At 37.4% G+C, this 26,239-nt stretch carries 25 protein-coding genes; 13 read left to right on the top strand and 12 right to left on the bottom strand.

The features are described 5' to 3' along the window. Positions 1-41: 41 nt before the first annotated feature. Positions 42-1,031: a UDP-glucuronic acid decarboxylase family protein gene (locus I6U50_RS09985; protein ID WP_198638734.1), complete on the top strand. Its 990-nt coding sequence runs from the start codon at positions 42-44 to the stop codon at positions 1,029-1,031. An 8-nt stretch (positions 1,032-1,039) separates the two neighbouring features. After that, positions 1,040-1,813, top strand: coding sequence for a glycosyltransferase family 2 protein (locus tag I6U50_RS09990; RefSeq protein WP_198629580.1), 774 nt, complete (start codon positions 1,040-1,042; stop codon positions 1,811-1,813). Between the two features lie 82 nt (positions 1,814-1,895). Here I6U50_RS09990 and I6U50_RS09995 read toward each other — a convergent pair whose 3' ends face one another. Continuing rightward, a complete protein-coding gene (locus I6U50_RS09995; RefSeq protein ID WP_198629579.1) occupies positions 1,896-3,203 on the bottom strand; it encodes a phenylacetate--CoA ligase family protein in 1,308 nt (435 codons plus the stop codon). Positions 3,204-3,289: 86 nt separating this feature from the next. Between I6U50_RS09995 and purD the strand changes: the two genes are divergently transcribed. Continuing rightward, positions 3,290-4,564, top strand: coding sequence for a phosphoribosylamine--glycine ligase (gene purD, locus I6U50_RS10000; RefSeq protein ID WP_198629578.1), 1,275 nt, complete (start codon positions 3,290-3,292; stop codon positions 4,562-4,564). Here the strand turns inward: purD and I6U50_RS10005 are convergent. Next, positions 4,556-4,789, bottom strand: a complete 234-nt coding sequence (locus I6U50_RS10005) for a DUF6341 family protein (RefSeq protein WP_193712316.1) — start codon at positions 4,787-4,789, stop codon at positions 4,556-4,558. The genes purD and I6U50_RS10005 overlap by 9 nt on opposite strands. 111 nt (positions 4,790-4,900) lie before the next feature. Here I6U50_RS10005 and I6U50_RS10010 point away from each other — a divergent pair, with 111 nt between their 5' ends. From I6U50_RS10010 to I6U50_RS10035, 6 genes are all read left to right on the top strand, one after another. Beyond that, positions 4,901-5,824, top strand: a complete 924-nt coding sequence (locus I6U50_RS10010; protein WP_193712317.1) for a DUF6427 family protein — start codon at positions 4,901-4,903, stop codon at positions 5,822-5,824. Between the two features lie 307 nt (positions 5,825-6,131). Next, positions 6,132-6,239, top strand: a complete 108-nt coding sequence (locus I6U50_RS15940) for a hypothetical protein (protein WP_317192025.1) — start codon at positions 6,132-6,134, stop codon at positions 6,237-6,239. Positions 6,240-6,452: 213 nt separating this feature from the next. Beyond that, positions 6,453-7,058 (top strand): DUF4254 domain-containing protein, encoded by a 606-nt coding sequence (locus I6U50_RS10020; protein WP_193712318.1) that lies wholly within the window; start codon positions 6,453-6,455, stop codon positions 7,056-7,058. A 171-nt stretch (positions 7,059-7,229) separates the two neighbouring features. Then, entirely contained in the window at positions 7,230-8,312 is a 1,083-nt protein-coding gene (locus I6U50_RS10025; protein ID WP_198638735.1) for a glycosyltransferase family 9 protein, read from the top strand. A 101-nt stretch (positions 8,313-8,413) separates the two neighbouring features. Continuing rightward, positions 8,414-8,779 (top strand): hypothetical protein, encoded by a 366-nt coding sequence (locus I6U50_RS10030; protein ID WP_198638736.1) that lies wholly within the window; start codon positions 8,414-8,416, stop codon positions 8,777-8,779. A gap of 226 nt (positions 8,780-9,005) precedes the next feature. Then, entirely contained in the window at positions 9,006-10,433 is a 1,428-nt protein-coding gene (locus I6U50_RS10035; RefSeq protein ID WP_198629573.1) for an amidohydrolase family protein, read from the top strand. A gap of 345 nt (positions 10,434-10,778) precedes the next feature. Here I6U50_RS10035 and I6U50_RS10040 read toward each other — a convergent pair whose 3' ends face one another. From I6U50_RS10040 to I6U50_RS10080, 9 genes are all read right to left on the bottom strand, one after another. After that, positions 10,779-12,935, bottom strand: coding sequence for a prolyl oligopeptidase family serine peptidase (locus tag I6U50_RS10040; RefSeq protein ID WP_198638737.1), 2,157 nt, complete (start codon positions 12,933-12,935; stop codon positions 10,779-10,781). Positions 12,936-13,064: 129 nt separating this feature from the next. Further along, entirely contained in the window at positions 13,065-13,580 is a 516-nt protein-coding gene (locus I6U50_RS10045; protein ID WP_198638738.1) for a DUF4625 domain-containing protein, read from the bottom strand. Between the two features lie 51 nt (positions 13,581-13,631). Continuing rightward, positions 13,632-13,976: a hypothetical protein gene (locus I6U50_RS10050; RefSeq protein ID WP_198638739.1), complete on the bottom strand. Its 345-nt coding sequence runs from the start codon at positions 13,974-13,976 to the stop codon at positions 13,632-13,634. Further along, complete coding sequence (locus tag I6U50_RS10055) at positions 13,976-16,351, bottom strand: TonB-dependent receptor (protein ID WP_198638740.1); 2,376 nt, start codon at positions 16,349-16,351, stop codon at positions 13,976-13,978. Before I6U50_RS10055 ends, I6U50_RS10050 begins: the two co-directional genes overlap by 1 nt. 81 nt (positions 16,352-16,432) lie before the next feature. Continuing rightward, complete coding sequence (locus I6U50_RS10060) at positions 16,433-16,753, bottom strand: hypothetical protein (RefSeq protein ID WP_198638741.1); 321 nt, start codon at positions 16,751-16,753, stop codon at positions 16,433-16,435. A 71-nt stretch (positions 16,754-16,824) separates the two neighbouring features. Then, entirely contained in the window at positions 16,825-17,814 is a 990-nt protein-coding gene (locus tag I6U50_RS10065; RefSeq protein WP_198638742.1) for an aspartate-semialdehyde dehydrogenase, read from the bottom strand. A 268-nt stretch (positions 17,815-18,082) separates the two neighbouring features. Next, complete coding sequence (mscL, locus tag I6U50_RS10070) at positions 18,083-18,517, bottom strand: large-conductance mechanosensitive channel protein MscL (protein ID WP_193711895.1); 435 nt, start codon at positions 18,515-18,517, stop codon at positions 18,083-18,085. A gap of 69 nt (positions 18,518-18,586) precedes the next feature. Then, positions 18,587-19,693, bottom strand: a complete 1,107-nt coding sequence (alr, locus tag I6U50_RS10075; RefSeq protein ID WP_198638743.1) for an alanine racemase — start codon at positions 19,691-19,693, stop codon at positions 18,587-18,589. After that, entirely contained in the window at positions 19,686-20,333 is a 648-nt protein-coding gene (locus tag I6U50_RS10080) for a thymidine kinase (protein ID WP_193711897.1), read from the bottom strand. The genes alr and I6U50_RS10080 overlap by 8 nt, the downstream gene beginning before the upstream one ends. Before the next feature lie 385 nt (positions 20,334-20,718). Between I6U50_RS10080 and I6U50_RS10085 the strand changes: the two genes are divergently transcribed. From I6U50_RS10085 to I6U50_RS10095, 3 genes are read left to right on the top strand one after another with little or no spacing between them, the layout of a single operon-like run. Further along, a complete protein-coding gene (locus I6U50_RS10085) occupies positions 20,719-21,513 on the top strand; it encodes a hypothetical protein (protein ID WP_198638744.1) in 795 nt (264 codons plus the stop codon). A 10-nt stretch (positions 21,514-21,523) separates the two neighbouring features. Continuing rightward, positions 21,524-22,195: a 16S rRNA (cytidine(1402)-2'-O)-methyltransferase gene (gene rsmI / locus I6U50_RS10090; RefSeq protein ID WP_198628873.1), complete on the top strand. Its 672-nt coding sequence runs from the start codon at positions 21,524-21,526 to the stop codon at positions 22,193-22,195. After that, entirely contained in the window at positions 22,195-22,761 is a 567-nt protein-coding gene (locus I6U50_RS10095; RefSeq protein ID WP_198638745.1) for a uracil-DNA glycosylase family protein, read from the top strand. Before rsmI ends, I6U50_RS10095 begins: the two co-directional genes overlap by 1 nt. 20 nt (positions 22,762-22,781) lie before the next feature. On the opposite strand, the gene ade is transcribed toward I6U50_RS10095, so the two are convergent. Further along, positions 22,782-24,410, bottom strand: a complete 1,629-nt coding sequence (gene ade / locus I6U50_RS10100) for an adenine deaminase (RefSeq protein WP_198638746.1) — start codon at positions 24,408-24,410, stop codon at positions 22,782-22,784. Between the two features lie 132 nt (positions 24,411-24,542). Between ade and recJ the strand changes: the two genes are divergently transcribed. After that, positions 24,543-26,237, top strand: coding sequence for a single-stranded-DNA-specific exonuclease RecJ (gene recJ / locus I6U50_RS10105; protein ID WP_198638747.1), 1,695 nt, complete (start codon positions 24,543-24,545; stop codon positions 26,235-26,237). The last annotated feature ends 2 nt before the right edge of the window (positions 26,238-26,239 follow it).

Here is a 26,239-nt window from a genome sequence, read left to right on the forward strand (position 1 = left end):
ATCTGCTAGAATTTCATTAATTTGAACTTAAATCTTATCAAATGGCGAAAAGAATACTTATAACCGGCGCGGCAGGCTTTTTAGGCTCCCATTTATGCGACAGATTTATAAAAGAGGGCTACCATGTAATTGGAATGGATAACCTTATTACCGGAGATCTTAAGAATATTGAGCATCTTTTTAAGCTGGATAATTTTGAGTTTTTTCATCACGATATTACCAAATTTGTTCATGTGCCCGGCGAATTAGATTATATTCTGCATTTTGCTTCTCCTGCCAGCCCAATAGATTATCTAAAGATTCCAATTCAAACCTTAAAAGTAGGTTCGGTGGGAACCTGGCATTGCCTTGGTTTGGCTAAGGAAAAAAATGCCCGTATTCTCATTGCCTCTACTTCTGAAGTTTATGGCGATCCCCAGGTGCATCCCCAAAGTGAAACATATTATGGCAATGTAAATACCATTGGCCCACGTGGAGTATATGATGAAGCAAAGCGTTTCCAGGAATCTATTACCATGGCTTATCATCGTTTTCACGGTTTGGAAACCAGAATTGCGAGGATTTTTAATACTTACGGCCCCAGGATGCGTTTAAACGATGGACGGGTAATTCCCGCGTTTATTGGCCAGGCGCTTCGCGGTGAAGATCTCACTATTTTTGGTGATGGCTTGCAAACGCGTTCTTTTTGCTATGTAGACGATCAAGTTGAAGGAATTTATAGATTGCTGCTAAGCGATTATTCCGATCCGGTGAATATTGGAAACCCTGATGAAATTACCATTAAAGATTTTGCAGAAGAAATTCTAAAGCTTACCGGTACTAACCAACAAATTGTATACAAGGAATTGCCCGAAGACGACCCACTAAAAAGACAGCCCGATATTAGCAAAGCGAAAGAGATTTTAGGCTGGGAACCAAAAGTTGCCAGAAGCGAGGGAATGAAAATTACTTATAAATATTTTAAAAGCCTTAGTGCTGAAGAGCTCGAGAAAAGCGAACACAAAGATTTTTCAGGACATATAAGACGTTAAATTCAAGTATGAAAAATCCCCTGGTTTCAATAATTATGCCTGCCTTTAATGCGGAAAATTTTATTGAAACCGCCGTAGCGTCGGTTATTTCTCAAACCTATTCTAATTGGGAATTGTTTATTGTAGACGATGCTTCTACCGATACCACTTTTTCTAAAATTGAAACGCTGGCAAAGCAAGACCCCCGAATTAAAATATTTCGAAATCAACAAAATTTAGGTACCGGAATAAGTAGAAATAAAGGCATTAAAGCTGCGCAGGGAGATTTTATTGCCTTTTTGGATGCAGATGACCAATGGAAACCAAAAAAGCTGGAAATACAGCTTAGAGTAATGCAACAGAAGGATGCACTGGTTTGTTTCTCCAGTTATTTGCAAATAGATGAAGGCGGAAACTCATTAAATAAAATAATTGAGGCCCTTCCTGTTTTAAGTTATCAAAAACTGCTAAAATCAAATTACCTGGGCAATCTTACCGGAATTTACAATGTTAAAAAGTTAGGGAAAATTTATGCTCCCGAAATTAGAAAAAGACAGGATTGGGCACTTTGGCTGGAAGCGGTTAAACGATCTGGCCGGGCTATGGGAATTCAACAGTGTTTAGCGAAATACCGGGTAAGAAAAGGATCTATTTCCGGGGACAAACCACAAATGCTGAAATATAATTTTTATATCTACCATAAAGTATTAGGTTACAATTTTTTTAAAAGCAGTTTTTGTATGCTGGTATTTTTAAAAGAGCATTTTTTTGTAAAAACTAAACAAGTAAAGAAGCTTAAATGATGTACACCTTCCAGTCCTGAAAGCTGTCAGGATTATTTTAGGGCATTTTTTAGAAAAATAATTGAATTCGTGGCGGTAAAAATTACAATTCTGAAATAAACTGTTTTAATTTCCCGCTTTTATTTCGCTTCAGGATACTTTTTCGCTCAAAATTTACCTGAAGGTTTTTGCCTACGTAGGTTTCAATAGCCTGTATTACTTTTTGCTGCTGATCTTTGGAAAAAACTTCCTGGCTCACATATTCAATGCTAAAAGAATCGGGGGTAATTTGTTTTACGATAAATTCTTTGATGTTTCCGGTATCTTCAATAATGCTTTTTGTTACATAATAAAAGGTGAGTCCCGGTACCACTTTGCCATTAGGGAGTTTGGCGATATCGTTGGTTCGGCCAATTAATTTTTCTAAAATTGGCTTTTTTGCTGTGCTTTTAACCGAAAGTATGCCTGTATCTCCAATTTTATAGCGAATAATGGGATGTGCTTTGTTGTAAAGTGAGGTAATTACTATGTTTCCTTCGGTCCCTGAAGGCACCGATTTATTTTCTTCATCAAGTATTTCCACAAATAGATCTTCAGAATTCACAATCCATTCGTTGTTCTGGTCTTCAAAAGCAATAAGGCCTACTTCACTGGCACCATATTCGTTTACTACCGGAACCCCAAATGCGGCTTGCATTAATTCCCTGTCTTTTTTAAACAAGCGTTCAGAGGTTACTATACAGAGCTTTAGGTTTGGACAAACCTCTTTTAAAACCAGGTTTTTCGTTACCATAAACCTGGCAAAAAGCAATACAGCACTGGTATAGCCATTAATATAGCTAAAATTTGACTTTTGAAATCGCTTTAAAAATTTCTCCATTTTTTGTTCACTAAGATCAAATATGGGAAATCTGCGCCGTAAACTAATTCGGTCTTTAATGCGCTCCTGAATGTTTCCGTATAAATCTAAGGGAATACCGTAAAATCTGGCCTGCAAGGATTTGTTGAGGTCTATACCGTGCCACTGATACCTGTTTTGAAACCCTGCCCAACTCAAGGCATGGGTAAACTTATCTTTGGCAAAAATAAAGGGCGTCCCACTACTACCGGAGGTTTTACCAATATATGCTGTATATTTTGTAAAGCCTTTAGTAAGTCGGTTTTCTAATTTTTGTTGCAAATCGGTTTTGGTCATTACCGGTACGTTCTCCCAGGTAGAAAAACTCTCTCTTCCAAAAAAATCTTTATAAAAGCTATTGTTTTTTAAGTGATAATCAACAATTTCCCGTTGCTTTTCTAAAAGATAAGTTTCGTAGTGTTCTTCGGGGATAGCTTGTATTTTTTCCAATGTTTTTTGTGCCCGGTCTATGGGGAATTTATTCAATTGTAGAGAAAGTTTAAACCAGTCCAAGGGCAAAAAATCTTTTTTATCAAAAATAATTGGTGCTTCAATTTACAAACAATTATTTTTGAAGCCATAACTAAAATCACTTCAGGATGAAAATATTAATTCTAGGCGCGGGCGGGCGCGAACACACTTTTGCATATAAATTGGCACAGAGCCCAAATTGTTCTCAACTTTTTGTAGCTCCGGGGAACGCAGGAACCGCCGAGATAGCTAAGAATATAGATCTTAAAGTAACCGATTTTGAAGCAATTAAAGACTTTGTGCTTCAGGAAAAAATTGAAATGCTGGTGGTAGGTCCTGAAGATCCACTGGTTGCAGGTATTACCGATTTTTTTGCAGAAGACTCTGCTTTAAAACAGGTTAAAGTGATTGGCCCCTCTAAGCGTGGTGCCCTTTTAGAAGGAAGTAAGGAACGTGCCAAGGAGTTTATGGCCATGCATAAAATACCTACCGCCTCCTATGAGAGTTTTACTAAAGAAAGCCTGGAAGCAGGAAAAAAGTTTCTGGAAACTTTAAAACCACCCTATGTTTTAAAAGCTGATGGCCTTGCGGGCGGAAAAGGGGTTTTAATTTTAAACGAGCTTGAAGAAGCCAAACAGGAACTCCAAAATATGCTGGCCGATAATAAATTTGGAGCCGCAAGCGAGAAAGTAGTGATTGAAGAGTTTTTAGATGGTATTGAATTAAGCGTTTTTGTTCTTACCGATGGTAAAAACTATAAAATTATGCCAACGGCCAAGGATTATAAAAGAATTGGGGAAGGGGATACCGGTTTAAATACCGGAGGAATGGGTGCTATTTCGCCGGTTCCTTTTGTTGATGATGATTTGATGCAAAAGATTGAAGAGCGCATTGTAAAACCTACTGTAAACGGACTTCAGGAAGAAAATATAGATTATAAGGGCTTTATCTTTATAGGGCTTATAAAAGTGAACAATGAACCTTACGTGATAGAATATAATGTGCGTATGGGAGATCCTGAAACAGAAGTGGTATTACCAAGAATAAAATCTGATCTCGTTGAAATCTTTGAAAAGCTTTCTGAAGGAAAACTAAACGAAGCAAGTTTAGAGGTAGATGAACGTGCGGCAACTACAGTTATGTTAGTATCTGGAGGCTATCCTGAAGCTTATGAAAAATCTAAAGAGATTACCGGTTTTGATAATGTAGAGGGCTCTATTGTATTTCACGCTGGAACCAAAAATGAATCAGGTAAAGTTGTAACTAGTGGTGGCCGGGTTATTGCCGTAACTTCATTTGGGAAAGATTATAAAGAAGCACTAAAAAAATCTTATCAAAATGCAGCTAAACTACATTTTGATAAGATGTACTATAGAAAAGATCTTGGATTTGATTTATCCTAAAAACGAGTGTGCAGTTGGATCGTAATCGTCGTCTTGAATTTCGTTATAATGTTTTAGCTGTTTCATCCAATAAACAATAGCCGCGAAGCAAATTATAACGAAAATAAAGTTTAGGGCATTAGCAGCCCACCAGGAATCTAATTCCAGGTCTCTAAAAAAGTCAAAAGGAATAAATAATATCTCCTCAAACAAGTAGGCGATCCCTTCAAATATATCTGTTAACATTTTAAATGAATTTAAGTTCAATTTACTGCAAAGTTATATTAAAATGTCTCTGTAGACGTTACAATAACTAACTTTGTTGCCTTTAAGGATACAAAAATATAAAAAACCACAATGCTAACAAGCTTTTTTGGTAAATCAAAACCTGTAAATGGTATAGTGATCACTCTTTTTTTGATCCTGTTTTTTACGATCGCAAATTTTAGATCGTGGTTTTTAGATTTTGAGCTACTTATTTTTCTGGAGAAATTTGTAGTTTTAGTATGCCTTATTCTGAGTGTTTTTATACTAAATTTTATCGCTAAAAAGAACGAACTTACTCAACGTAGTGCGTATAAAATTTTATTTTTCGCGATATTTTCGGCTTCTTTTTTTAGTCTTTTAAAGAACCATCAGGTTATTTTCGCAAATTTATGTGTGCTTTTTGCCTTGAGAAGGGTTATTAGTTTACAAACTAAAAAAGTGGTACAACGAAAAATCTTTGATGCTACCTTTTGGATATGTATCGCCTCCCTTTTTTATTTCTGGGCTATTTTGTTTTTGGTGGTAGTCTACGCAGGAATTATCTATTATTTGCCTAAAGCTAAAAATTGGCTAATTCCGCCTATTGCAGCCCTAACGGTCACTTTATTGACCCAAAGTTTTCATATTATAGCCTACGATCAATTTTATACGCTTGGAGAGTGGTTTCAGTGGAATTATTTTGACTATTCAAATTATCAGGATCCTAAAATCCTTATTCCAATAAGTATAATTTTAGCCCTGGCGCTTTGGTCACTGGTTCAATTCTTTTCGGTAGTGAATAAAGCAAGTGTCTCTGTAAAAGCTTCTTTAAACCTGGTATTACTTAGCTTGCTAACAGCTGTTGGGGTAGCCATTTTTGCACCCACCAAAGATGGAAGTGAGCTTATTTTCTTTTTTGTACCGCTTAGTATTATTGTTTCTATTTATTTTGATCAAAAAAGCGATAAAGTATTTAGGGAAGTCTTGCTGGCATTACTTATCTTAATGCCATTGTGTATTCCCTTACTTTTTTAAATGAATCTACCGGTACCTAGAAGTAAAATAAGAAAGGCCGTCAATACGAATATAGATGTCTCCGGAAACAATATAATTCACTGGATAAGTTGGCTAATACGGCCTGGATGTATAAATTTTTTTAAAGTAGGTAAAGGAATCAGCATAAAAAGGATTAAAGCTGCAGCCAACAGATTTTGAAATAACAGCATATTTGTACAGGGTTAATCAAGAAGATACCAATCAATAGATAAGAGAGATTGAGGGGCTAGGGTATATCCTATATTTAGACCCACCCTACAAAACACAATATGGTACTAATTATCATATCTTATATACCATTGTAAAATATGATACCTTTGCACCTGGAGGTAAAACCAGACTTCGGGTTTATTATCGCTCTAATTATTGTAAAAAGAATCATTTTACAATTTGATAGCGCAAGCGAAGTTTAGGTATATATTTTTCAGTTATAATAATGAGGGATTAATGCCTTCAGAAGAAATAAAAGAAATAATGAGCCGTTTTGGAGATTATGATTTGGCCACTAGAAATTATAGGCGCTTTAAAGCCGATAAAATCGAAAACCGGAATCATAAAGCCAATAACACTAAAGAATATCTACACATTTTAGAAAAAAAAATAATTTATGTTTTCAGATAAAGCAAATAAGATTTTTCAGGAAGTAATAGCAAAATACCACGAAAAAGATAGCGTGGATCAGCCATTTAATAATCCTTACGATAGCGAAAATGAATTAATAGAACATTTATTGTACAGAAAATGTTGGATAGATACTGTACAATGGCATTATGAAGATATTATTCGCGATAAACATATAGATCCGGTTGATGCTTTGGACTTAAAGCGCCAAATAGACGCTTCTAACCAGGACCGTACCGACACCGTAGAATATATTGATAGTTATTTTCTGGAAAAATTTAAAGAAGTTACGCCAGAAAAAAATGCTACCATTAACTCTGAAAGTCCGGCCTGGGCCATAGACAGGCTCTCTATTTTAGCTTTGAAAATTTACCATATGGATGAAGAGGCTAACCGGGAAGATGCCTCGCAAGAGCACCAAATGAAGTGTAAAGCGAAGCTTGATGTGTTATTGGAGCAACGTGTAGACCTTTCTTTGGCCATAAACCAATTGCTGGAAGATATTGCCGCCGGGAGAAAATATATGAAAGTCTACAAACAGATGAAAATGTATAACGACGATGAGTTAAACCCTGTTTTAAGAGGAAAATAAGCCAGTTTATTGGCCAAAACAAAGGAGGCTGTCTAAAAAGTCTATTCTCGTCAAGCTGAACTTGTTTCAGCTTCTAACATGTTTTTAATTACCAACACTTTAGGTTTTGAAATAAATTCAAGATGACGGTTTTAAAACCTTTTCAGACAGCTTCTTAATCATTCGATAATAATGGCAGAAAATCACCAAAATCCTAAAGACTTTTCTTCCGTTTCTTCAAACGAAGCAGCGCATATTCTGGTGATTCGTTTATCGGCTATGGGCGATGTAGCGATGACCGTGCCCGTTTTGCGAGTTTTAACAGCCACGTATCCCAATTTAAAAATTAGCGTTTTAACCCGGGGCTTTTTTAAACCAATGTTTGAAGGAATCCCCGGGGTTTCGGTTTATAAAGCCGATATTAAAGGAGTGCATAGTGGGGTGATTGGATTGGCCCGGCTGGCAAAAGAACTTAGGGATTCCGGAATTGATAAAGTAGCCGATTTGCATAATGTTTTACGAAGCAATGTGCTGAAATCTGTGTTCTATTTGTTTGGAATCCCAGTGAAGCAAATTGATAAAGGCCGAAGCGAAAAGAAAGCACTTACCCGCGAAAACAATAAGGTTTTTAAACAATTAAAACCCACCATACAACGCTATGCCGATGTATTTGAAGCTTTGGGCTATCCTTTAGATCTAAAGCAACATCAATTTCCGGAAAAGAAAAAGCTTTCAGAAAAAATAAGGAAGCTGCTGGGCAACGATTCTAAAAAGTGGTTGGGGATAGCCCCTTTTGCACAACATGCATCAAAAGCCTATCCGACCGATTTAATGGAAGAGGTTTTAAATGAACTAAGTGAAAATTCAAAAATCAAGGTTTTATTATTTGGTGGTGGGGCCGCAGAAGAGGAAAAATTGGAAAGCTGGGCCAAAAAATTTAAAAATACCCTTAGTATTGCCGGCAAATTAACTTTGGCCGAAGAATTGGCACTTATTACCAATCTTGATGCTATGCTTGCTATGGATAGCGGAAATGCCCATATGGCTGCTACGTATGGAATTCCGGTTATTAGCCTTTGGGGCGTAACACATCCCTATGCCGGTTTTGCCCCCTTTAACCAAGCCCCCGAAAATAGTTTACTTCCTGATTTGGAGAAATTCCCGAAAATTCCAACTTCCGTTTACGGGAATAAATTTCCAGAAGGTTATGAAAAGGCCATTCGTAGCATTCCTTCTAAAAGTGTTTTAAAGAAAATTGATGAGGTTTTATTTTAAAATGTATGTAAAGTAAGCTATTAAAAAACAGTCTGGTTTATTTTCAATTACAAGCAGGTTGTAACTATTTTTTACTACAAACCGGGTAGAATTGGGATAGATTGGCGTTGACCTTCATTATAATAGAAAATTTACAAGGCAGCTCAAAATTTAAATTTAATGACTCTTTAATATTTACGGAAATTGAGTTTTCCGAAATTCAAGTCTCTATCCTAAAAGGGTTAAGCTTATTATCTGAAGAGTTTAGTTACCTAAATAGTAAAATTAAAATGCCTTTAGCTCAAGAAGAGTTGTCTTTTCCTTTTTCTTATGATATAGAAAGCATTTATTACCTTAACCAAAAAAGTACACTATCTTCTAATTATACAGTTTTTCTCAGAAAAAATGAAGCAAGTTTTTTAGCGACATTTTGGGAAATTTCTTCTGGAGAAACTTTAATGTTGGATGGTATCTGGACAGGTTTTTAATAACATAGAAGTTGAGTCTTTAGCAAACGAAATTGAATAGTTATTTTGTTATGAAAGCCGAGTATGCACTAGAAATTTAAGAAAGTAAATGAGTTTTTAAACCCTGGCGATCTAATGGCAACGCCTTGCATTATAGTTTAAATAGTTAGATGTGATTTAGACTAGAAACTGTAACAAAAAATGAGACTTTCTGTCTTTTAGAGTACATCATCAATCAAAATAAAAAATGAAATACTTAAAACTTCTAACACTGTTTGCAGTTATCAGCTTCAATTTGAACGCTCAGAACAATTTAAATTTAGAAAACAATCAACAGGAAAAGGCATCTTATGTTATAAAGAATGTGAATGTGATTCCAATGACTAATAATAATAAAGTCATGGAAAATGCAACAGTTGTAATCCAAAATAAAAGAATACAATCCATTAATGATTCTATTCCAACGAACGCAATAATTATTGATGGAACCGATAAATGGCTCATTCCCGGATTTATTGATATGCACGTTCATAATCTAGCGGATGGGCCGTATAAGTCTTATCCTACAAAAGGTCCTGCAATACACTTTGATACACAAAATTTTATGACACTCTACGTAGCAAACGGAGTTACTACTGTATTCGAGTTAAGTGCAAGAGCAGAACATATTGGGCAACGAAACGAAATTTTAAGAGGAGATGTGGTAGGTCCAAGAATTGCTTTGGCGGCATTAATAGACGGGAGTAATGCAAATATGACTGCTACAACACCATCTGACGGAAGACAAACCGTTAGACTTGCAAAAGGTGAAGGTTATGAGTTTATAAAAGTATATTCTCAATTGAATATTGAGACCTATAAAGCTATTATTGATGAAGCAGAGAAACAGGGAATCAAAGTTGTGGGTCACGTTCCTGCCGCATTTGAAGGAAAACCTGCCGAGGATTTTTTTGTTCCTCACTTTGGGTTAATCGCACACGCAGAGGAATTATCAAAACAAACGGAAGAGTTCAGCTTTGAAAAAGCACAAGAGTATGCACGTTTGGCTAAAAAAAATGGTACTTGGTTAATTCCTAATTTATCCAATCTTGTTTATATAGCAAAACAAGCACGTTCGCTTGATAGTGTATTAAACCTTAAAAGTTTTAAGTTTGTCCACCCGCTTATGCAGAGTAAATGGATTGAATCCAATCAGTATTACCAGGGTACAAATGCCAAACGTATTGCTTACTTCGATAAGCTCGTAGACTTTCATGTTAAAGTAGTTAAGGCTTTTAAAAAGGAAGGTGTTCCAATGGTTACAGGAACGGATGCAGGAACTTCTGGAATTGTATGGGGGTTTTCACTTCACGACGAACTTAAATTATTGGTAGAGGCAGGCTTAACTAATGAAGAAGCTTTAGCCTCTGCAACCCGATTAGGCGCTGAATGGCTTGAAATTGACGATAAAATTGGAACAATCGAAAAAGGAAAGTTTGCAGATTTAATTCTATTAGATAAAAATCCGTTGAAGAACATTAATAATACCCGCAAAATTTCTGGTGTCTTTATAAATGGCAAATGGATTGATGAAAATAAACTTGATGATATGCTTTCTTATGTTGAGGAGTGGAATAATGCCAATAAAGAAAATTATAATTGGAAAGAGGTGATAAGAAAAATAAGAGGGAGATAAATTAAAACTATGCCTAATAACTAAGCTTTCCGAGAAGATAAATTCGAAGCGGGCGGTATTGCTAAAAATGAAAGTATTTTTTACTAAGCCGGTTTCTTGCTAGTGAGCCATATATGGGATTTAGTTTAATGAAATACATATAATTATTATAAATATTTGTACATAAAAAAGAGGCTGTCTGAAAAGTCTATTCTCGTCAAGCTGAACTTGTTTCAGCTTCTAACATGTTTTTAATTATCAACACGTTAGATCCCCGATAAAGAATCGGGGCAGGCTTTGAAATAAATTCAAGATGACGGTTTAAAACCTTTTCAAACAGCTTCTTTAAAATAGATACTAAATAAATTATCCTTTTAGGTTTTCTTCAGTTTTATTGGGTAAAGTCTCAAAGCCCATATTGTAAAGTGTAAAGCCAAAAATATCGGCATATTCTTCAATAATCATACTGGTAGGCTTTCCGGCTCCGTGCCCGGCTTTGGTTTCAATTCTTATTAAAGTGGGGTTATTACCGGCTTGTTTTTCCTGCAATTCAGCAGCAAATTTAAACGAGTGTGCAGGTACTACACGGTCGTCATGATCTCCTGTAGTAATTAAAGTAGCAGGATATTCTGTTCCTTCTTCAACATTATGAATTGGTGAATAATTGTAGAGATACTCAAACATCTCTTTGCTATCTTGAGATGTTCCATAGTCATAAGCCCAACCTGCACCGGCGGTAAAGGTATGGTAACGTAACATGTCTAACACCCCAACGGCCGGCAGGGCTACTTGCATAAGATCTGGGCGTTGGGTCATGGTAGCTCCTACTAAAAGTCCGCCGTTAGACCCTCCGCGAATGGCCAGGTAATCGCTAGATGTATAGTTTTCTTCAATAAGGTATTCGGCAGCTGCAATAAAATCGTCAAAAACATTTTGTTTCTTCAATTTTATCCCGGCATCGTGCCATTCTTTACCATATTCGCCACCACCCCTAAGGTTTGGCACGGCATATACGCCGCCTTGTTCCATCCAAATCGCATTTGCGGTATTAAAAGAGGGCGTTAAACTTACATTAAAGCCTCCGTAGCCATAAAGTATTGTTGGGTTCTTACCGTTAAGCTCAAGGCCTTTTTTATGGGTGATGATCATAGGAACTTTTGTTCCGTCTTTTGAAGTATAAAATACCTGTTTGCTTTCGTAATCTTCGGGGTTGAATTTTATATTTGGTTTATTATAAATCTCAGAAGTCCCTTCTTCAATATTGTATTTGTAAATCGTACCCGGAGTTACATAATTGGTGAAAGAATAATACAATTCCTTATTTTCTTTTTTAGTTCCAAAGCCACCTGCAGAACCAACTCCCGGAAGTTCAACTTCACGAACCAATTCGCCTTTATAATCATATTGTTTTACTTCTGAAACTGCGTCTACCATATACCTGGCAAAAAAATAGCCTCCGCCGGTAGAAGGGCTTAATACATTTTTGGTTTCAGGAATAAAATCTTCCCAGTTTTCAGGACCGGGATTTGCAGCGTCTACGGTTACAACTTTACGATTAGGTGCTTCTAAATTAGTAACGATAAATAATTTACTTCCTTCATTTTCTATAACATAAGTATCAGAATCTTCGTGATCTAAAATGCTTACCAATTCTGAGTTTTCTTTAGATAGCTCTTTCATAAAAAGTTTTCCTCCTGAAGTAGAATTCCTGGCAGAGATAAATAAAAATTGATCATCTTCTGAAACACTACCACTAACATAACGATGCTTTTGTGCTTCTGAATCTCCAAAAATTATTTGGTCTTCATTCTGTGGGGTTCCCAGTTTATGATAAAACAGCCTATGTTGATCTGTTTTTGCCGAAAGCTCGCTACCCTCGGGTTTTTCGTAGCTGGAATAGTAAAAACCTTCGTTGCCTTTCCAGGAAATCCCACTAAATTTTACATTTTGGATCGTGTCTTCTATACGTTCTTTATTTTCGGTATCTATTACAATCACTTTCCTCCAGTCGCTACCGCCTTCAGAAATGGCATATGCCGCTTTGCTACCGTCTTTAGAGAAACTTAAACCGGCCAGGGAGGTGGTGCCGTCTTCGCTAAATTTATTAGGATCTAGAAAGGTTTCTGTTTCACCATCGTCCCCTTTTTTTCTATAAACCACATATTGGTTTTGAAGTCCGTCATTTTTATAAAAATAAGTATAATCACCTTCCTTAAAGGGAGCCCCTATTTTTTCGTAATTCCATATTTCAGAAAGTCGTTCTTCGAGTTCTTTTTTATACGGAATACTGTTTAGATAATCAAAAGTAACCTCGTTTTGGGCTTTTACCCATTTTTCTGTTTCTTCGCTTCGGTCGTCTTCCAGCCAGCGGTAAGGGTCTTTTACTTCGGTCCCAAAATAATCGGTTACCGTATCTACTTTCTTGGTTTCTGGATAGTTCAAAGTAATTTCTTTTTCTGATTTAGAATCGTTGCACGAAGCCAGGACGGCAAGGGCAAAAATTCCGGAGAATGTTTTTTTCATAAATTATTATTAATGAGGATAATGCCAAATGTAATTAATTTTAGAATGTATTTTTATAAAGTTGATAAATTAATGATGGCCGTATTATTAATAATACGGCCATCATTAGTAGAATTAAAAGTTTAACTATTAGTGGTCATGGTCATGGTCATGGTCATGATCGTTACCATCACCATCATGATCCCCTTCTATATGAAGTTCAAGAAAGGCTTGCGACTCGTTGCCGGCAGCATCGGTTACAAATAAACCAAAATGGTAATGCCCTTCGCTAATATGCTCTCCATTAATTTCAGCAGGCACTGGAATATGATGATGAGCTTCAAAGCTTTTTTGTCCTGGTTCTATTTCAAAAACCTCACTGTAGCTCCACGGATTATCCTTATGCCCTTCCTGTTTTGCAATGGCGTGTGTATGCCCGTCAAAAGCATTGTGAATTTCCACCTTATAAGAAGCCAATTCTGTATTATCGGTTAAAAGTGCATCAAAATGAACTTCCCCTCCCGGGGCGATTTCTTCTCCGTCTACTGGATCTGAAATTACAATTTCCGGAGCTTCTGTGTCTATTACATTGTCATCGTCTTCACTACAAGAGGCCAGGAATAATGTTGCGGTAATACTAAATAAATAAACTAATTTGGTTTTCATTTTTAAATTTTTTTATGTTTTTCTCTATATCGGGATTGAAATTTTATGTTTTTATTTTTTATATGGGAAATTACTTTTGAAAGGTGGCCCACGTAGCAGAAAGTTAAAATTAGGTTGCTGTACATAATTTTCCAGGCAGCAGTGTTTTATACGATTTCTTAGCGTTTCGCTTTTGTGCGATTTCTTTAACTTTTCTTCGCTTAAGATTAAAGGAGAGAATCCATTTAGATGGTAGTTGCAGGTATGATATTCAAACTCATTTGACTTCTTAAAAACAAGCTTGCTATTATCGTAGGAGTGATGCTTTACGACAAAATAATGCATAGCACTTACTCCCTGCGGAAATAAAAACACGGCAAGTAAAAAGATGCTGATATGTTTTTTAAGCTTTTGCATTATTTGATGGGTATCTTCACCATTAACTGGATGTTTCTACCCATTTCAGGGATTTCCAGGGCCCGGTAAAAATTGGTATGGTTAAAATATTTAGTATTAAAAATATTGCTAACCTGAAGGTTTATGGCCGCTTTAAAGTTTGCTATTTCGATATTAGTCCTTAATCCACCACCAAAAACCTGATAACCGGGAGTTATTTCTTCATTTTGCGCAACCCTTTCCTGTTGAAAGGCAAAAGTGCTATTGGCAAAGATTTCGGTATTTTTAAATGTTTTAGACTTATGGGAAAAATCGTAACCTATTTCAAGAAAACCATTTACGGGCGGGGTAAAAGGTAAAGGGAAGTTGCGGGATTTGTCACTGGTTACCTGTCGGTTATATAAATATTCAAAAGTAAATTGGGTATGCCACTTTTCTGCAAAAGCTGTATAAAAATCGAACTCTACTCCGGTTAATAGTGCTTCACTTTGAGTGAATTGGTAAACTTGTCCGGCGTGTGGTAAAATTGAAAATCGTCCGCTGGGGTTTAGAAAAATGTAATTTTCAAAATAATACAGATAAGGGCTTAGGGAAGCCTTTAAATCGTTTTTACGGTAATTCAATTTTGTATCTAAAACATAGCCTTTTTCAGGGTCTAAATTTGAATCGCCCCGCTCGTGCCTAAAAGAACCGTGGTGAATACCATTGGCACCCAGCTCTATGGCCGTAGGTAGCCTAAAACTGGTGCCGGTATTTATAGAAAAGTCCCAATTTTTGTGGAAATTAAATAGCGCCCCGGCCATTACATTTACGTTGCTGAAGTTCCTGGTTGTTTGTTCGCTACGGGTGGCATAATCTGTAGCGGTGGCTGTGGTGCTTCCATTTCCAATTAAATATTCATATAAATTGCTATCGTAAAAGCTTTCAATTTTAATCTTGCTAAGATCCAGTCTTGCACCTGCATTCAAATTGATGTTTTTTGAAACCCGGTAGGAATGTGTGGCATAAATTCCCTGGTTAACGCGAGCGTATTCCGGGAGCAAAAAATTGTAACCACTAATAGTATTATCCTGAAGCTGGGTTTGAACCCCAATAGAAGTAGTATGATTTTCAATAAAATCTTTAGTAAATTTCACCTGGGCGTCATAAGTGTTAAGGTCAAAATTGAGCTCTAAATCTGGGTTAACTGCAGGGGCTAGCTGCCCGGTATAATGTGTATGGAACCGGCTCCATTCCTGCCGGTGGTTATTTTGGAAACCTAAGATAGCTTCTAGCTTGAAGTTGTGAAAGAACCATTCATTTTTATTGATAAGCTTTAGATGGTTAACCCGCTGAAACGGATACTCGATATTTCTTTGGTCCCCATCGTCCTGTACCCTGTTTGTAGAAGGAATACCATGAGCCCCAGGAAAAAAACCAGATTTAAAATAAACATTGCTAATGCTAAGGCTTCCTTTGTAATGCTCTCCCAAATAACCCACCTGTCCATATAAATTAATCTCTTTTCCTGCGGTGTTTTTTAGCCTATTATTAAAAATAGGGACATTTCGGTTTAAGTATACAATAGTATCTGTAGGTACCGAATAATCTCCAAATTCACTTCCGGTGGCTTTAATTTTATAAAAAAACCGCTTATTTCTTAAGGCCAAATTGGTTGAAGCGGTCAGAGTATTGTTCACGCTTTTGGTAAGTCCAATTACTTCGCCTGAAAGCCCTTCCCCGGGCACTCTATCATTAATTATTTTTATAACTCCGCCAATGGCGTCGCTACCGTGTTCTATAGCACCAACACCTTTTATAATTTCAATATCTTCTACAGAGAATGCGTCTATTTCAAGCCCATGGTCGGCACCCCATTGCTGGCCTTCCTGTTTAATACCGTTTTCGGTTACCGCTACACGGTTAAACCCAATTCCGCGAATTATAGGTTTAGATGCACCTGCACCAATTTCAGAAGCATTCACGCCGGGTAAGCGTTCCAGGCTAGTAGCCAGTGAGCCAGAAAATTGTTCCTGGAGGTACTTTTTGTTAACTTTTTCGATATTTTCAGAAGACCTTCTGCGTGCATGGCTATTTATAAAAACTTCTTCTAAAGCAGCAGCGTCTTCTTTTAGTTTAAAATTAACCACAGTATCTTCAGCCAGTGAGATTAGTGTATCTAAAGTTCTAAAACCAATATATGAAACGTTGATACGATGCTCACCTTCCTTTAAAGCACCTATGCGGTAGCTGCCATTTTCCCCGGCTAAGACAAACCGGTTATTTATATGAATATGAGCTCCTAAAAGAGCTTCATCCTGTTCATTTACAACCCTTCCCTCCAATGTTAATTGTTGGGAAAAAGTAATTGTAGGAAAAATGGTAAAAAGCAATAAAACAAATTGTAATTGTTTCATAGAGAAAAATACTGTGATTAATAAAAAGAGAATACAGTAAAATCAACTTTTAAAAAGTTCGATTTTATGCTTAAAAATTATTTAGCTAATCACAGCTGGAGGAGCCCTAAGGGAAAATAATCGGTTGGGAAAAAGGTTAACTGTTTCTGCTAAAGAGATAGCGTAAACTGTTTCTTTTTGGGGAGTATATATTTCGTAAGTAAATATTGAGGGGGCATCAATATTGGAAATTTGGAAATCACATACATCACAATCTATAGATGCCTGGGTAAACTCTATACTTATTGCTGAATTGCTTTCAGAGCTTACTTCATGATGAAACGCGTGCAGGGCAGGCAGAAGGCTTGCTGCTAATATCACTATACCTAAAATAGTGCTTATATGTACGCTAATTTGTTTCATTGGTCACAAAAGTAGAAAACCGGCTCATAATTACAAGCCGGTTTCTTTCTTTTAACAAAATTAGTCGAAATTTACACCAATTTATTTTCAACCAGGTATTCGGCAATTTGTATAGTGTTGGTAGCGGCGCCTTTTCTAAGGTTATCGGCTACTATCCACATATTTAAACTTTTGGGTTGCGAGTAATCCCGACGAATCCTACCTACAAAAACATCGTCTTTGCCTTCGGCATAAATAGGCATTGGGTAAGTATTGGTGTCTGGATTGTCCTGTACATTTACTCCCGGGAATTCACTTAATATTTTTCTTACTTCGGCTTCCTCAAAGTCGTTTTCAAATTCAATATTCACAGATTCTGAATGCCCGCCAACCACAGGAATTCTAATCGCGGTTGCACTTACCAATACCGATTCGTCTCCTAAAATCTTTTTGGTTTCTTTGGTAAGCTTCATCTCTTCTTTGGTATAGCCGTTTTCCTGGAAAACATCGCAATGTGGCAAAGCATTCTTATGAATAGGGTAGGGGTAGGCCATTTCCCCTTTTTCATTTTTATATTCGTTTTCCAATTGTTCTACAGCTTTTACGCCGGTACCGGTTATAGACTGGTAAGTAGAGACAATAACTCGCTTAATTTTAAAAGCGTCGTGCAATGGTTTTAATGCCATTAATAACTGGATAGTAGAACAGTTAGGGTTGGCAATAATCTTGTCTTCTTTTGTTAATTCTGAAGCGTTAATTTCGGGAATTACCAGTTTTTTGGTTTCATCCATTCTCCAGGCCGAAGAATTATCTACTACCGTTGTTCCGTTTTCGGCAAATTTTGGAGCCCACTCTAAAGAAGTTTCGCCCCCGGCAGAAAATAAGGCGATATCAGGTTTAATATCTACCGCAGTTTGAAGACCAATAACTTCATAGTCTTTTCCTTTAAAATTGATCTTTTTTCCTACAGATCTTTCAGAAGCTACCAGGTATAATTCAGTAATTGGAAATTCCCTTTCGGCTAATACTTTTAGCATAATTTCGCCAACCATTCCGGTGGCACCTACCACTGCAATTCTCATAATTATATTTTTTTGTCATTTCCGCAATTCGACTAAGTCTAGCATAAACTTTGGCGGAAATCTTATTTGTTTAATACATGTTATTAACAACAAGCCGCAAATTTATTATCCCTGGCTTAACTTACATAGTTTCAGTCCTTAAAATTGAAAAGAATTATTGTTTTTAAACTAATTTGTGATTTTAGTTAAAAAAAGACCCCGCAGTTTCCTGTGGGGTTTAGTTAAATTACGACATTTTTAATATGAGCAGTATAGCGGTACTCGTATCTTAAGTTCTACTGTTTTGTTTTTTTAACTCATCTCTAATTTGAGTAAGTAAATCTTCCTGGGTGGGACCTTTTGGTTCTACTAACTTTGGAGCCTCTTTTTCTTTTTTGGTCTTTTCGTAGGCACGCAGTACTAAAAATATAAAAAAGGCAACAATTAAAAAGTGAATGATCGTATCTATTAAATTTCCATAGGTAATTACAGCGGCTTCAGCTTCTTTTGCTGCTTCAAGGCTGTTGTAAGAAGCGCCGTCTAAAGAGATAAACTTCTGTGAAAAATCGGTTCCACCTGTTATTAAACCTATTATAGGCATAATAACATCGGCCACTACAGAAGCGACAATTTTATTAAAAGCAGCACCTATCACTACTGCAGTTGCAAGAGCTATAATATCGCCCTTGAGAATAAATTTCTTAAAATCTTTAAAAAAACTCATGCTAAATTTTGGTTAGATTACTAGAAAACCAAATTACACAATAATTGAATATAAAAGGAATTAAATTAATTAGTCGATAATTAAGCGCTTTACTCGTTGTGAGATACCGGTAATAAGTTCATAGGTAACAGTGCCTCCTTTTACTGCTAAATCACTAGCCTGCTGTGGGCCACCAAAAATAATTACTTCATCACCTTCATTACAGTCAATACCTGTAATATCTACCATAATACTGTCCATACATACAGTACCTACAATAGGAGCGTACTGTTCGTTTATAAAAACTCCAGCTTTTTTATGGCCATAAATACGTTTTATGCCGTCTGCATGGCCTACGGGCAGGGTAGCGGTTTTTCCAGTTTTCTCTGCTTTAAAAGCTCGCCCATAACCTACCGTATTGCCTTTTTCTAAATATTGAATCTGAGAAATAATAGTTTTAAAAGTGGCAACAGGTTTAAGTTTTTTGTTGAGGTTTTCATCGTTGGCAAAGCCATAAAGTCCCAGGCCGCTTCTTACCATAGAAAAAGCAGCAGAAGGATAGTTGAAAATCGCTGAGGTATTACAAAGGTGCAATAAGGGTTCGTAGCCAATATCCTGTATAAGTTTGCCTGCCAGTTCTTTGAATTTATAAATTTGAGAAAGGGTGAATTCCCTTTCTTTCCAGTTTTCGCTGGCTGCTAAATGAGTAAATGCCGAAACTACTTTAACAGATTGTGTGCGCCTTAAACTTTCGGTAATATGGTGGTAGTTAGCCTCGGTAAAACCAAGCCTATTCATACCCGTGTTAAACTTTATATGTACCGGATAGTTGTGTTGCTTTTGTTTTTCAGCTAATTCTATAAAAAGCTGAAGTGTTCTGGCGCTATATAAATTAGGCTCCAGGCAGTGTTCAATAATTTGCGGATAATTTACAGGTTGCGGATTTAATATTAAAATAGGTGAAGTAATTCCTGCTTTTCTAAGCCTAACTCCCTCTTCTGTATAGGCAACCGCAAAATAATCGGTACCTAAACTCTCCAATTTTAGGGCTATGGTATCAGCATCATGACCATAGGCAAAAGCCTTAATAACCGACATAAATTTAACACCCGGTTTTAGCTGGGATTTTATCGTTTTAAAATTATGAGCTAAGGCGTTAAGGTCTATTTCCAGAACGGTTTCTTCGGCTTTAGGCATTTTTATTCTTTAATTTAGCTTGTAATTCTTCGGCATCTTTCACATCAAACTTATTCACTCTTTCTTTAAGCATAGCCTTATAATAAGCAGCACGGCTTAAAGGTTCGTACTCTTCATTCTCCCCAAGAAAAACCAAATCGTCATTAATTGCTTTTCTGTAACTAAATTGAGCCAGGTTTCCGGTATGGGTACAAACGGCATGTACTTTGGTAACATATTCTGCCGTGGCCATAAGATAGGGCATAGGGCCAAAGGGGTTTCCTTTAAAATCCATATCCAATCCTGCTACAATTACCCGAATTCCCCTATTGGCAAGATCGTTACAAACCGTTACAATCTCATCGTCAAAAAACTGGGCTTCATCTATACCTATCACGTCGCAGCCATCGGCCAGAATCCTAATGTTGGAAGCCGAAGGCACGGGAGTAGACCTAATTTCATTAGAATCGTGAGAGACCACCATTTCCTCGTCGTAACGGGTGTCTATGGCAGGTTTAAAGATCTCTACGGTTTGTTTGGCAAACTGGGCCCTTTTTAAACGGCGAATCAGTTCTTCGGTCTTGCCCGAGAACATACTACCGCAAATAACCTCAATCCATCCAAATTGCTCTTCGTGATTTACTGTATTTTCGAGAAACATTTTGTAATTTTCAAATCGAAATGGGAACTTGCCCTTTTTGATAAAGTTGGAACAAATTTATTAAAAATACAAGCTGTTAGCGGCTCGTAATTACTAAAGTTATTAAAGTGGGCTATACGAGCCCGATTAAAACCGGGGAGCTAAGTATTGCAAAGAGAAATCAATAATCCCGAATAAAGGTAAAAGTTAAGGACTGCTGGGGGAGTTTAATGAGTAAGGCACTTTTTTTGCAGCTATATTAGCTGTTGGTTGGTGCGTAAATACTCCTGGGAGGCTTGGAACTCGTAAGTTTTCCTATTTAAAACTTTATAGGTTTCTCCTAGGTGATTTTATGGATATTTGAGTTATTGTAGATAAAATTGGGTTTATAAATATTGCTAAAAAGATGAAAAACAGACTTAAAAAAAGCTTAGTAGAGCTTGCCGAAGAAATAATTTCGGAAAAGGAAAAGTTAGATACCAAAGCCCTTAAATTAAAGGCAGCGAGCTTATATGAGCAGCTTTCTATATTGAATTTTATGGAACAAAACCTCGAGGCACTTGAAACTCCTGAGGAAGTTCCGAGCCCTAAAATAGAGAAGAAGCCCGAGCAGAAAGAACCAATGCAGTATCAAAGGGACGATTATGCGCCAGATGGAACAGAATACCGAAAGGATGCCGATGCCATTACCGAACCTAATACAGAAAAAATAAAAGATATAGTTGCACAAATGCCTGCGGAATCTGAGCGTGTAGATGAACTTATAGAACAGGAAAACCCTAAACCACAGGCCCCTCCGGCACAACAATCTCTTCAAATGGATATAGAAGAGCAATCAAAACCTAAACCCCAGGCGCCTAAAAACGATTTTAGAAATATTGGGGTAGATTATGATAACCTTCCAGATTTTACTCCTTTAAATAACAAACAAAAAGACCAAAGGCCTAAATCGGTAAACGACAGGTTGAAAAAAGGAATTAATATTGGCCTTAACGAACGTCTCGCATTTATAAAAAATCTTTTTGATGGAAATACTTCAGATTACAATCGGGTAATTTCCCAATTAAATACCTTTAGCTCTCTAGAGGAAGCTCAAAAATTCATCCAATTGGTAGTGAAGCCAGATTATAACCACTGGGAGGGAAAAGAAGATTATGAAGAGCGGTTTTTGGCCAAAATAGAGAATAAGTTCAGTAATTAAAACTGTTTTAATGGCAAAATTGTTCCTGGTGCCGACTCCAATAGGAAATTTAGACGATATGACTTTTAGGGCTGTAAAAGTGCTAAAGGAGGTTGATACCATACTTGCGGAAGACACCCGAAATAGTGGTAAACTTCTAAAGCATTTTGATATTGGTACGCCTATGCAAAGTCACCATATGCATAACGAGCATAAAACCGTAAATCATATTGTTGACCGGATTAAGAGTGGAGAAGACATAGCATTAATTAGCGATGCCGGTACGCCCGCTATTTCAGACCCGGGATTTTTATTAACACGGGCCTGTGTGGAAGCAGGTATAGAGGTAGATTGTTTACCCGGGGCAACAGCTTTTGTCCCGGCGCTGGTAAACAGCGGTTTCCCTAACGATAAATTTATTTTTGAAGGATTTTTACCGGTAAAAAAGGGCCGGCAAACCCGTTTAAATTTATTGGCAGAAGAAACCCGTACCATGATTTTTTATGAGTCACCCCATAAATTACTAAAAACACTAAAGCATTTTTCAGAATATTTTGGCCAGGACAGGCCGGTTTCGGTTTCAAGGGAAATTACCAAACTGCACGAAGAAACCATTCGCGGTACAGCCACCGAGGTGCTTGAACATTATACAAATAAACCTCCTAAAGGTGAAATTGTTATTGTGGTAAAGGGGAAATCTTAATGCAACAACTGCTAAAAGAAGCCCGGAATTGTAAATTTTGTGAAAAGCATTTACCGCTTGGGGCAAAGCCTATCGTAAATGCCACTAAAAATTCTAAAATCGTTTTAATTAGTCAGGCGCCGGGTAGAATAGTGCATCAAACCGGGGTTGCCTGGAATGATCAAAGCGGAAAAAAGCTTCGGGAATGGTTGGGGGTAAACGAAAATACTTTTTACCAGCCTAATAACTTTGCCATTCTGCCTATGGGCTTTTGTTATCCCGGAAAAGCTAAAACCGGAGATGCACCACCCCGAAAGGAATGTGCACCTATGTGGCACAATACTATACTTTCAGAATTAAAAAATATAGAACTTACAATTCTTATTGGAGCCTATGCAACAAATTATTACCTGCCCGACGATTTAAACCTTACCCAAAAAGTAAAGGCTTACCGGGATTTTTTGCCCAATTATTGGTGTTTACCACATCCTTCGCCGGTAAACCGGTTTTGGCGCACTAAAAACCCCTGGTTTGAGGAAGAAGTAGTCCCTAAATTACAAAACAGGATCCGGGATATTATTGCTTAGAGTAATCTTGTTACCAGGATTTAAATTTTCTGTAAATCAACAAAATCAAACTTTTTCCCGCTAAACAAGCCTTTGTCCGAAAGTTTTAGATCGGGAATTACCAAAAGAGCCATAAAGGAAAGCGTCATAAAAGGAGCTTTTAGAGTACTGCCCAATTCTTTGGCCATTTTATCTATTTCCTGGTATAATTTGCCGGTTTCCCAGCCATCTTTATCGCTAATAATTCCGGCAATTGGTAGCGGTAGAACTTTTTGATCATTTTCATTCACGCTACAAATTCCGCCTTTATTTTCAATGATGAGGTTTACCGCATTGCAAATCTCTTCGTCTGAAGTTCCCACCGCGATAATATTATGCGAATCGTGCGCAACCGAGCTGGCGATGGCTCCTTTTTTCAACCCGAAATTCTTTATAAACGCTACCGCAGGAGCTTTGTCTTCATACCGGTTAACCACCGTTATCTTTAAAATATCCTGTTCAATATCTGAAATTAGTTCCCCCTTCTTTTCTAAAGCTTTCTGCTGAATTTTATTAGTAATAAGTTCTCCATCCAGGGCTTCGATTACTTTTATAATATCTCCAGCGGCTTTTATTTTAAAATCTTCCGGGTTTTTAGAGGAAGTATTAAAATTATTCGGCTTTTCAAAGGCAGAAGATTTGATGTGAGAGTTACCGTTTTCAGCAACTAACTTACCGCTGATATAAGTTTGTAAAACTTCAAAGCTGGTTAGGTCATTTACCACAATAAAATCGGCTGGATCGTCTATTCTTAGTTGTCCAACTTCCAAATTATAATGATTCACCGGATTAATACAGGCAACTTTCAGTACTTTAAAAACATCAATTCCTTTGGCAACTGCTCTTGCACAAAGCTGGTTAATATGCCCTAAAATCAGGTCGTCTGGATGTTTATCATCAGAGCAAAACATCATATTTTTATAATGTTCGGGAAGCAAACCTATAAGCGCTTCAAAATTTTTGGCGGCACTACCTTCACGAATAATCACTTTCATGCCTAAGCCAAGCTTTTCGGCTGCTTCTTCTGCGGTATAGCATTCATGATCTGTAGAGATACCCGCTTCAGCATATTTTTTGGCATCGTCGCCGCGTAAACCGGGCGCATGCCCATCAACGGGTTTTTGAAAATGTTTGGCCCAGGCAATTTTCTTAAGTACTTCTTCATCTTTAAAAATTACGCCGGGATAATTCATCATTTCGGCAAGATATTTTATTTCAGGTAAGGCCAATAAATCTTTAATAGCTTCAGAATCAATAATCGCTCCCGAAGTTTCAAAACTGGTTGCCGGCACACAGGAAGGCGCACCAAAATTAAATTTCAACGGACTCTCCTTTCCGTTTTCAATCATAAACCTAACGCCTTCTTTCCCTAAAACATTGGCAATTTCATGCGGGTCGGAAACTGTGGCTACCGTACCGTGAATTACAGCCAGACGGGCAAACTCTGTGGGGACCAACATAGAACTTTCAATATGAATATGTGCATCTATAAATCCGGGAAGTAAAAAGCTTTTTACATTGTGTTGCTTTTCTTCAATCTTTGTGATTTTCCCGTTTTCGATGCTGATTTCTGCAGGAAAAATCTTTCTGTTTTGAATATCTACGTACTGTCCCTGTATAATTTTGGTCATATTTTATCTATAAATCCTGAAGTGTGAAAGTAGGGATTATTATTAATTACTGAAATTTTTTGGAAGTCGGTTTTAGTGAAATCCCTCTTATTTTGATTGAAATACAATACGTATTTTTGGGAAAAAATTACAATGCGCTGGACTATAAAACCTAAACCCGACCCCTTATTAGTTGAAAGATTAGCCGAAGAATTGGGGGTAGAAACACCCGTGGCAACATTGTTGGTTCAGCGGGGTATTTGTAGTTTTGAGGCCGCCAAAAAGTTCTTTAGGCCCAGCCTGAAAGACCTGCACGATCCATACCTGATGAAAGACATGAATTTGGCGGTAGACCGAATTCAGCAGGCCATCGCTTCCGGGGAAAATATTATGGTGTATGGCGATTATGATGTAGATGGGACTACCAGTGTAGTCCTCATGGCTTCTTACTTAAAAACCCTTACCGCAAATATCGCCACCTATATTCCCGATAGATATACCGAAGGTTACGGGGTTTCCTACTGCGGGATTGATTTTGCAGCCGATAATGATATCTCCCTAATTATCGCGCTTGATTGTGGAATTAAAGCTATAGATAAAGTAGCTTATGCGGCCGAAAAAGGAATAGATTTTATTATTTGTGATCACCACCGGCCGGGAGAACATATTCCCGAAGCTGTGGCAGTTTTGGATCCCAAACGGGAAGATTGTGAATACCCCTATAAAGAACTTTGTGGTTGTGGGGTTGGTTTTAAATTAATTCAGGCCCTAAATACTAAAAGAGGGGGAGCTCCTGAGGTTTTATTGCCTTATTTAGATCTGGTTGCTACAGCCATTGGTGCCGATATTGTGCCTATTACCGGGGAAAACAGAATTCTGGCTTATCATGGGCTGAATGTAATTAATGTAGCCCCAAGAATGGGTTTTAAAGCAATTTTAGCTCAGGTTAAAAAGGATAAACTCACGATAACCGATGTGGTGTTTATTATTGCACCGCGTATAAATGCCGCCGGAAGAATGAAGCATGGTTTGCATGCGGTAAATTTACTTACCGAAGAAGATGAGGCTACTGCTATGAATTTTGCCGCAGAGATAGAGAGTTTTAATGCGGAAAGAAAGGATACCGATAAAGCAATAACCGTGGAAGCACTTGCCCAGATTGAGGACTTAAAAGAGCAGGAACGATATAGTACCGTGGTGTACCATGAATCTTGGCATAAAGGGGTAATTGGGATAGTAGCATCGCGTTTAACCGAAACCTATTATCGTCCCACCCTGGTTTTTACCAAAAGTGGGGAAAAGCTGGCTGCTTCAGCGCGTTCGGTGAAGGGATTTGATGTGTATAATGCCCTGGAGGCCTGTAAAGAACATATAGAACAATTTGGCGGGCATAAATATGCAGCGGGACTCACTTTGGAAGCTTCGGAATATGAAAATTTTAAGGTAAAATTCGAGTCGGTGGTTTCTGAAACTATAGATAGGCGGCTGCTAACTCCCGAAATTGCTGTAGATGCCGAAATTGACCTGGATGAAATTACTCCGAAATTCTTTAGAATTTTAAAGCAATTTGCTCCTTTTGGCCCGGGTAATATGAGTCCTGTTTTTATGACCCAAAACCTTAGTGATACCGGTTATGGCAAATGTGTGGGTGCCGATGAAGCACATTTAAAATGCCGGGTAAAACAAAGGGGTAAAGAACCCGTTTTTGATATGATTGGTTTTGGGCTGGGAGAGAAATTCGAGACAATTTCAGAAAAGAAAACTTTTAAGGCGGTGTATTCTTTAGATGAAAATGAATGGAACGGGAAGGTTTCCATTCAGTTGAAATTAAAAGATATCAGTGAATAAAT

The organism is Salegentibacter maritimus, from assembly GCF_016236975.1.
Lineage (GTDB): Bacteria > Bacteroidota > Bacteroidia > Flavobacteriales > Flavobacteriaceae > Salegentibacter > Salegentibacter maritimus.

Coding starts and splice junctions, on each gene's coding strand:
- I6U50_RS09985 (WP_198638734.1), top strand. CDS start 42: ATGGCGAAAAGAATACTTATAACCGGCGCGGCAGGCTTTTTAGGCTCC.
- I6U50_RS09990 (WP_198629580.1), top strand. CDS start 1,040: ATGAAAAATCCCCTGGTTTCAATAATTATGCCTGCCTTTAATGCGGAA.
- purD (WP_198629578.1), top strand. CDS start 3,290: ATGAAAATATTAATTCTAGGCGCGGGCGGGCGCGAACACACTTTTGCA.
- I6U50_RS10005 (WP_193712316.1), bottom strand. CDS start 4,789: ATGTTAACAGATATATTTGAAGGGATCGCCTACTTGTTTGAGGAGATA.
- I6U50_RS10010 (WP_193712317.1), top strand. CDS start 4,901: ATGCTAACAAGCTTTTTTGGTAAATCAAAACCTGTAAATGGTATAGTG.
- I6U50_RS10020 (WP_193712318.1), top strand. CDS start 6,453: ATGTTTTCAGATAAAGCAAATAAGATTTTTCAGGAAGTAATAGCAAAA.
- I6U50_RS10025 (WP_198638735.1), top strand. CDS start 7,230: ATGGCAGAAAATCACCAAAATCCTAAAGACTTTTCTTCCGTTTCTTCA.
- I6U50_RS10035 (WP_198629573.1), top strand. CDS start 9,006: ATGAAATACTTAAAACTTCTAACACTGTTTGCAGTTATCAGCTTCAAT.
- I6U50_RS10040 (WP_198638737.1), bottom strand. CDS start 12,935: ATGAAAAAAACATTCTCCGGAATTTTTGCCCTTGCCGTCCTGGCTTCG.
- I6U50_RS10045 (WP_198638738.1), bottom strand. CDS start 13,580: ATGAAAACCAAATTAGTTTATTTATTTAGTATTACCGCAACATTATTC.
- I6U50_RS10050 (WP_198638739.1), bottom strand. CDS start 13,976: ATGCAAAAGCTTAAAAAACATATCAGCATCTTTTTACTTGCCGTGTTT.
- I6U50_RS10055 (WP_198638740.1), bottom strand. CDS start 16,351: ATGAAACAATTACAATTTGTTTTATTGCTTTTTACCATTTTTCCTACA.
- I6U50_RS10060 (WP_198638741.1), bottom strand. CDS start 16,753: ATGAAACAAATTAGCGTACATATAAGCACTATTTTAGGTATAGTGATA.
- I6U50_RS10065 (WP_198638742.1), bottom strand. CDS start 17,814: ATGAGAATTGCAGTGGTAGGTGCCACCGGAATGGTTGGCGAAATTATG.
- mscL (WP_193711895.1), bottom strand. CDS start 18,517: ATGAGTTTTTTTAAAGATTTTAAGAAATTTATTCTCAAGGGCGATATT.
- alr (WP_198638743.1), bottom strand. CDS start 19,693: ATGCCTAAAGCCGAAGAAACCGTTCTGGAAATAGACCTTAACGCCTTA.
- I6U50_RS10080 (WP_193711897.1), bottom strand. CDS start 20,333: ATGTTTCTCGAAAATACAGTAAATCACGAAGAGCAATTTGGATGGATT.
- I6U50_RS10085 (WP_198638744.1), top strand. CDS start 20,719: ATGAAAAACAGACTTAAAAAAAGCTTAGTAGAGCTTGCCGAAGAAATA.
- rsmI (WP_198628873.1), top strand. CDS start 21,524: ATGGCAAAATTGTTCCTGGTGCCGACTCCAATAGGAAATTTAGACGAT.
- I6U50_RS10095 (WP_198638745.1), top strand. CDS start 22,195: ATGCAACAACTGCTAAAAGAAGCCCGGAATTGTAAATTTTGTGAAAAG.
- ade (WP_198638746.1), bottom strand. CDS start 24,410: ATGACCAAAATTATACAGGGACAGTACGTAGATATTCAAAACAGAAAG.
- recJ (WP_198638747.1), top strand. CDS start 24,543: ATGCGCTGGACTATAAAACCTAAACCCGACCCCTTATTAGTTGAAAGA.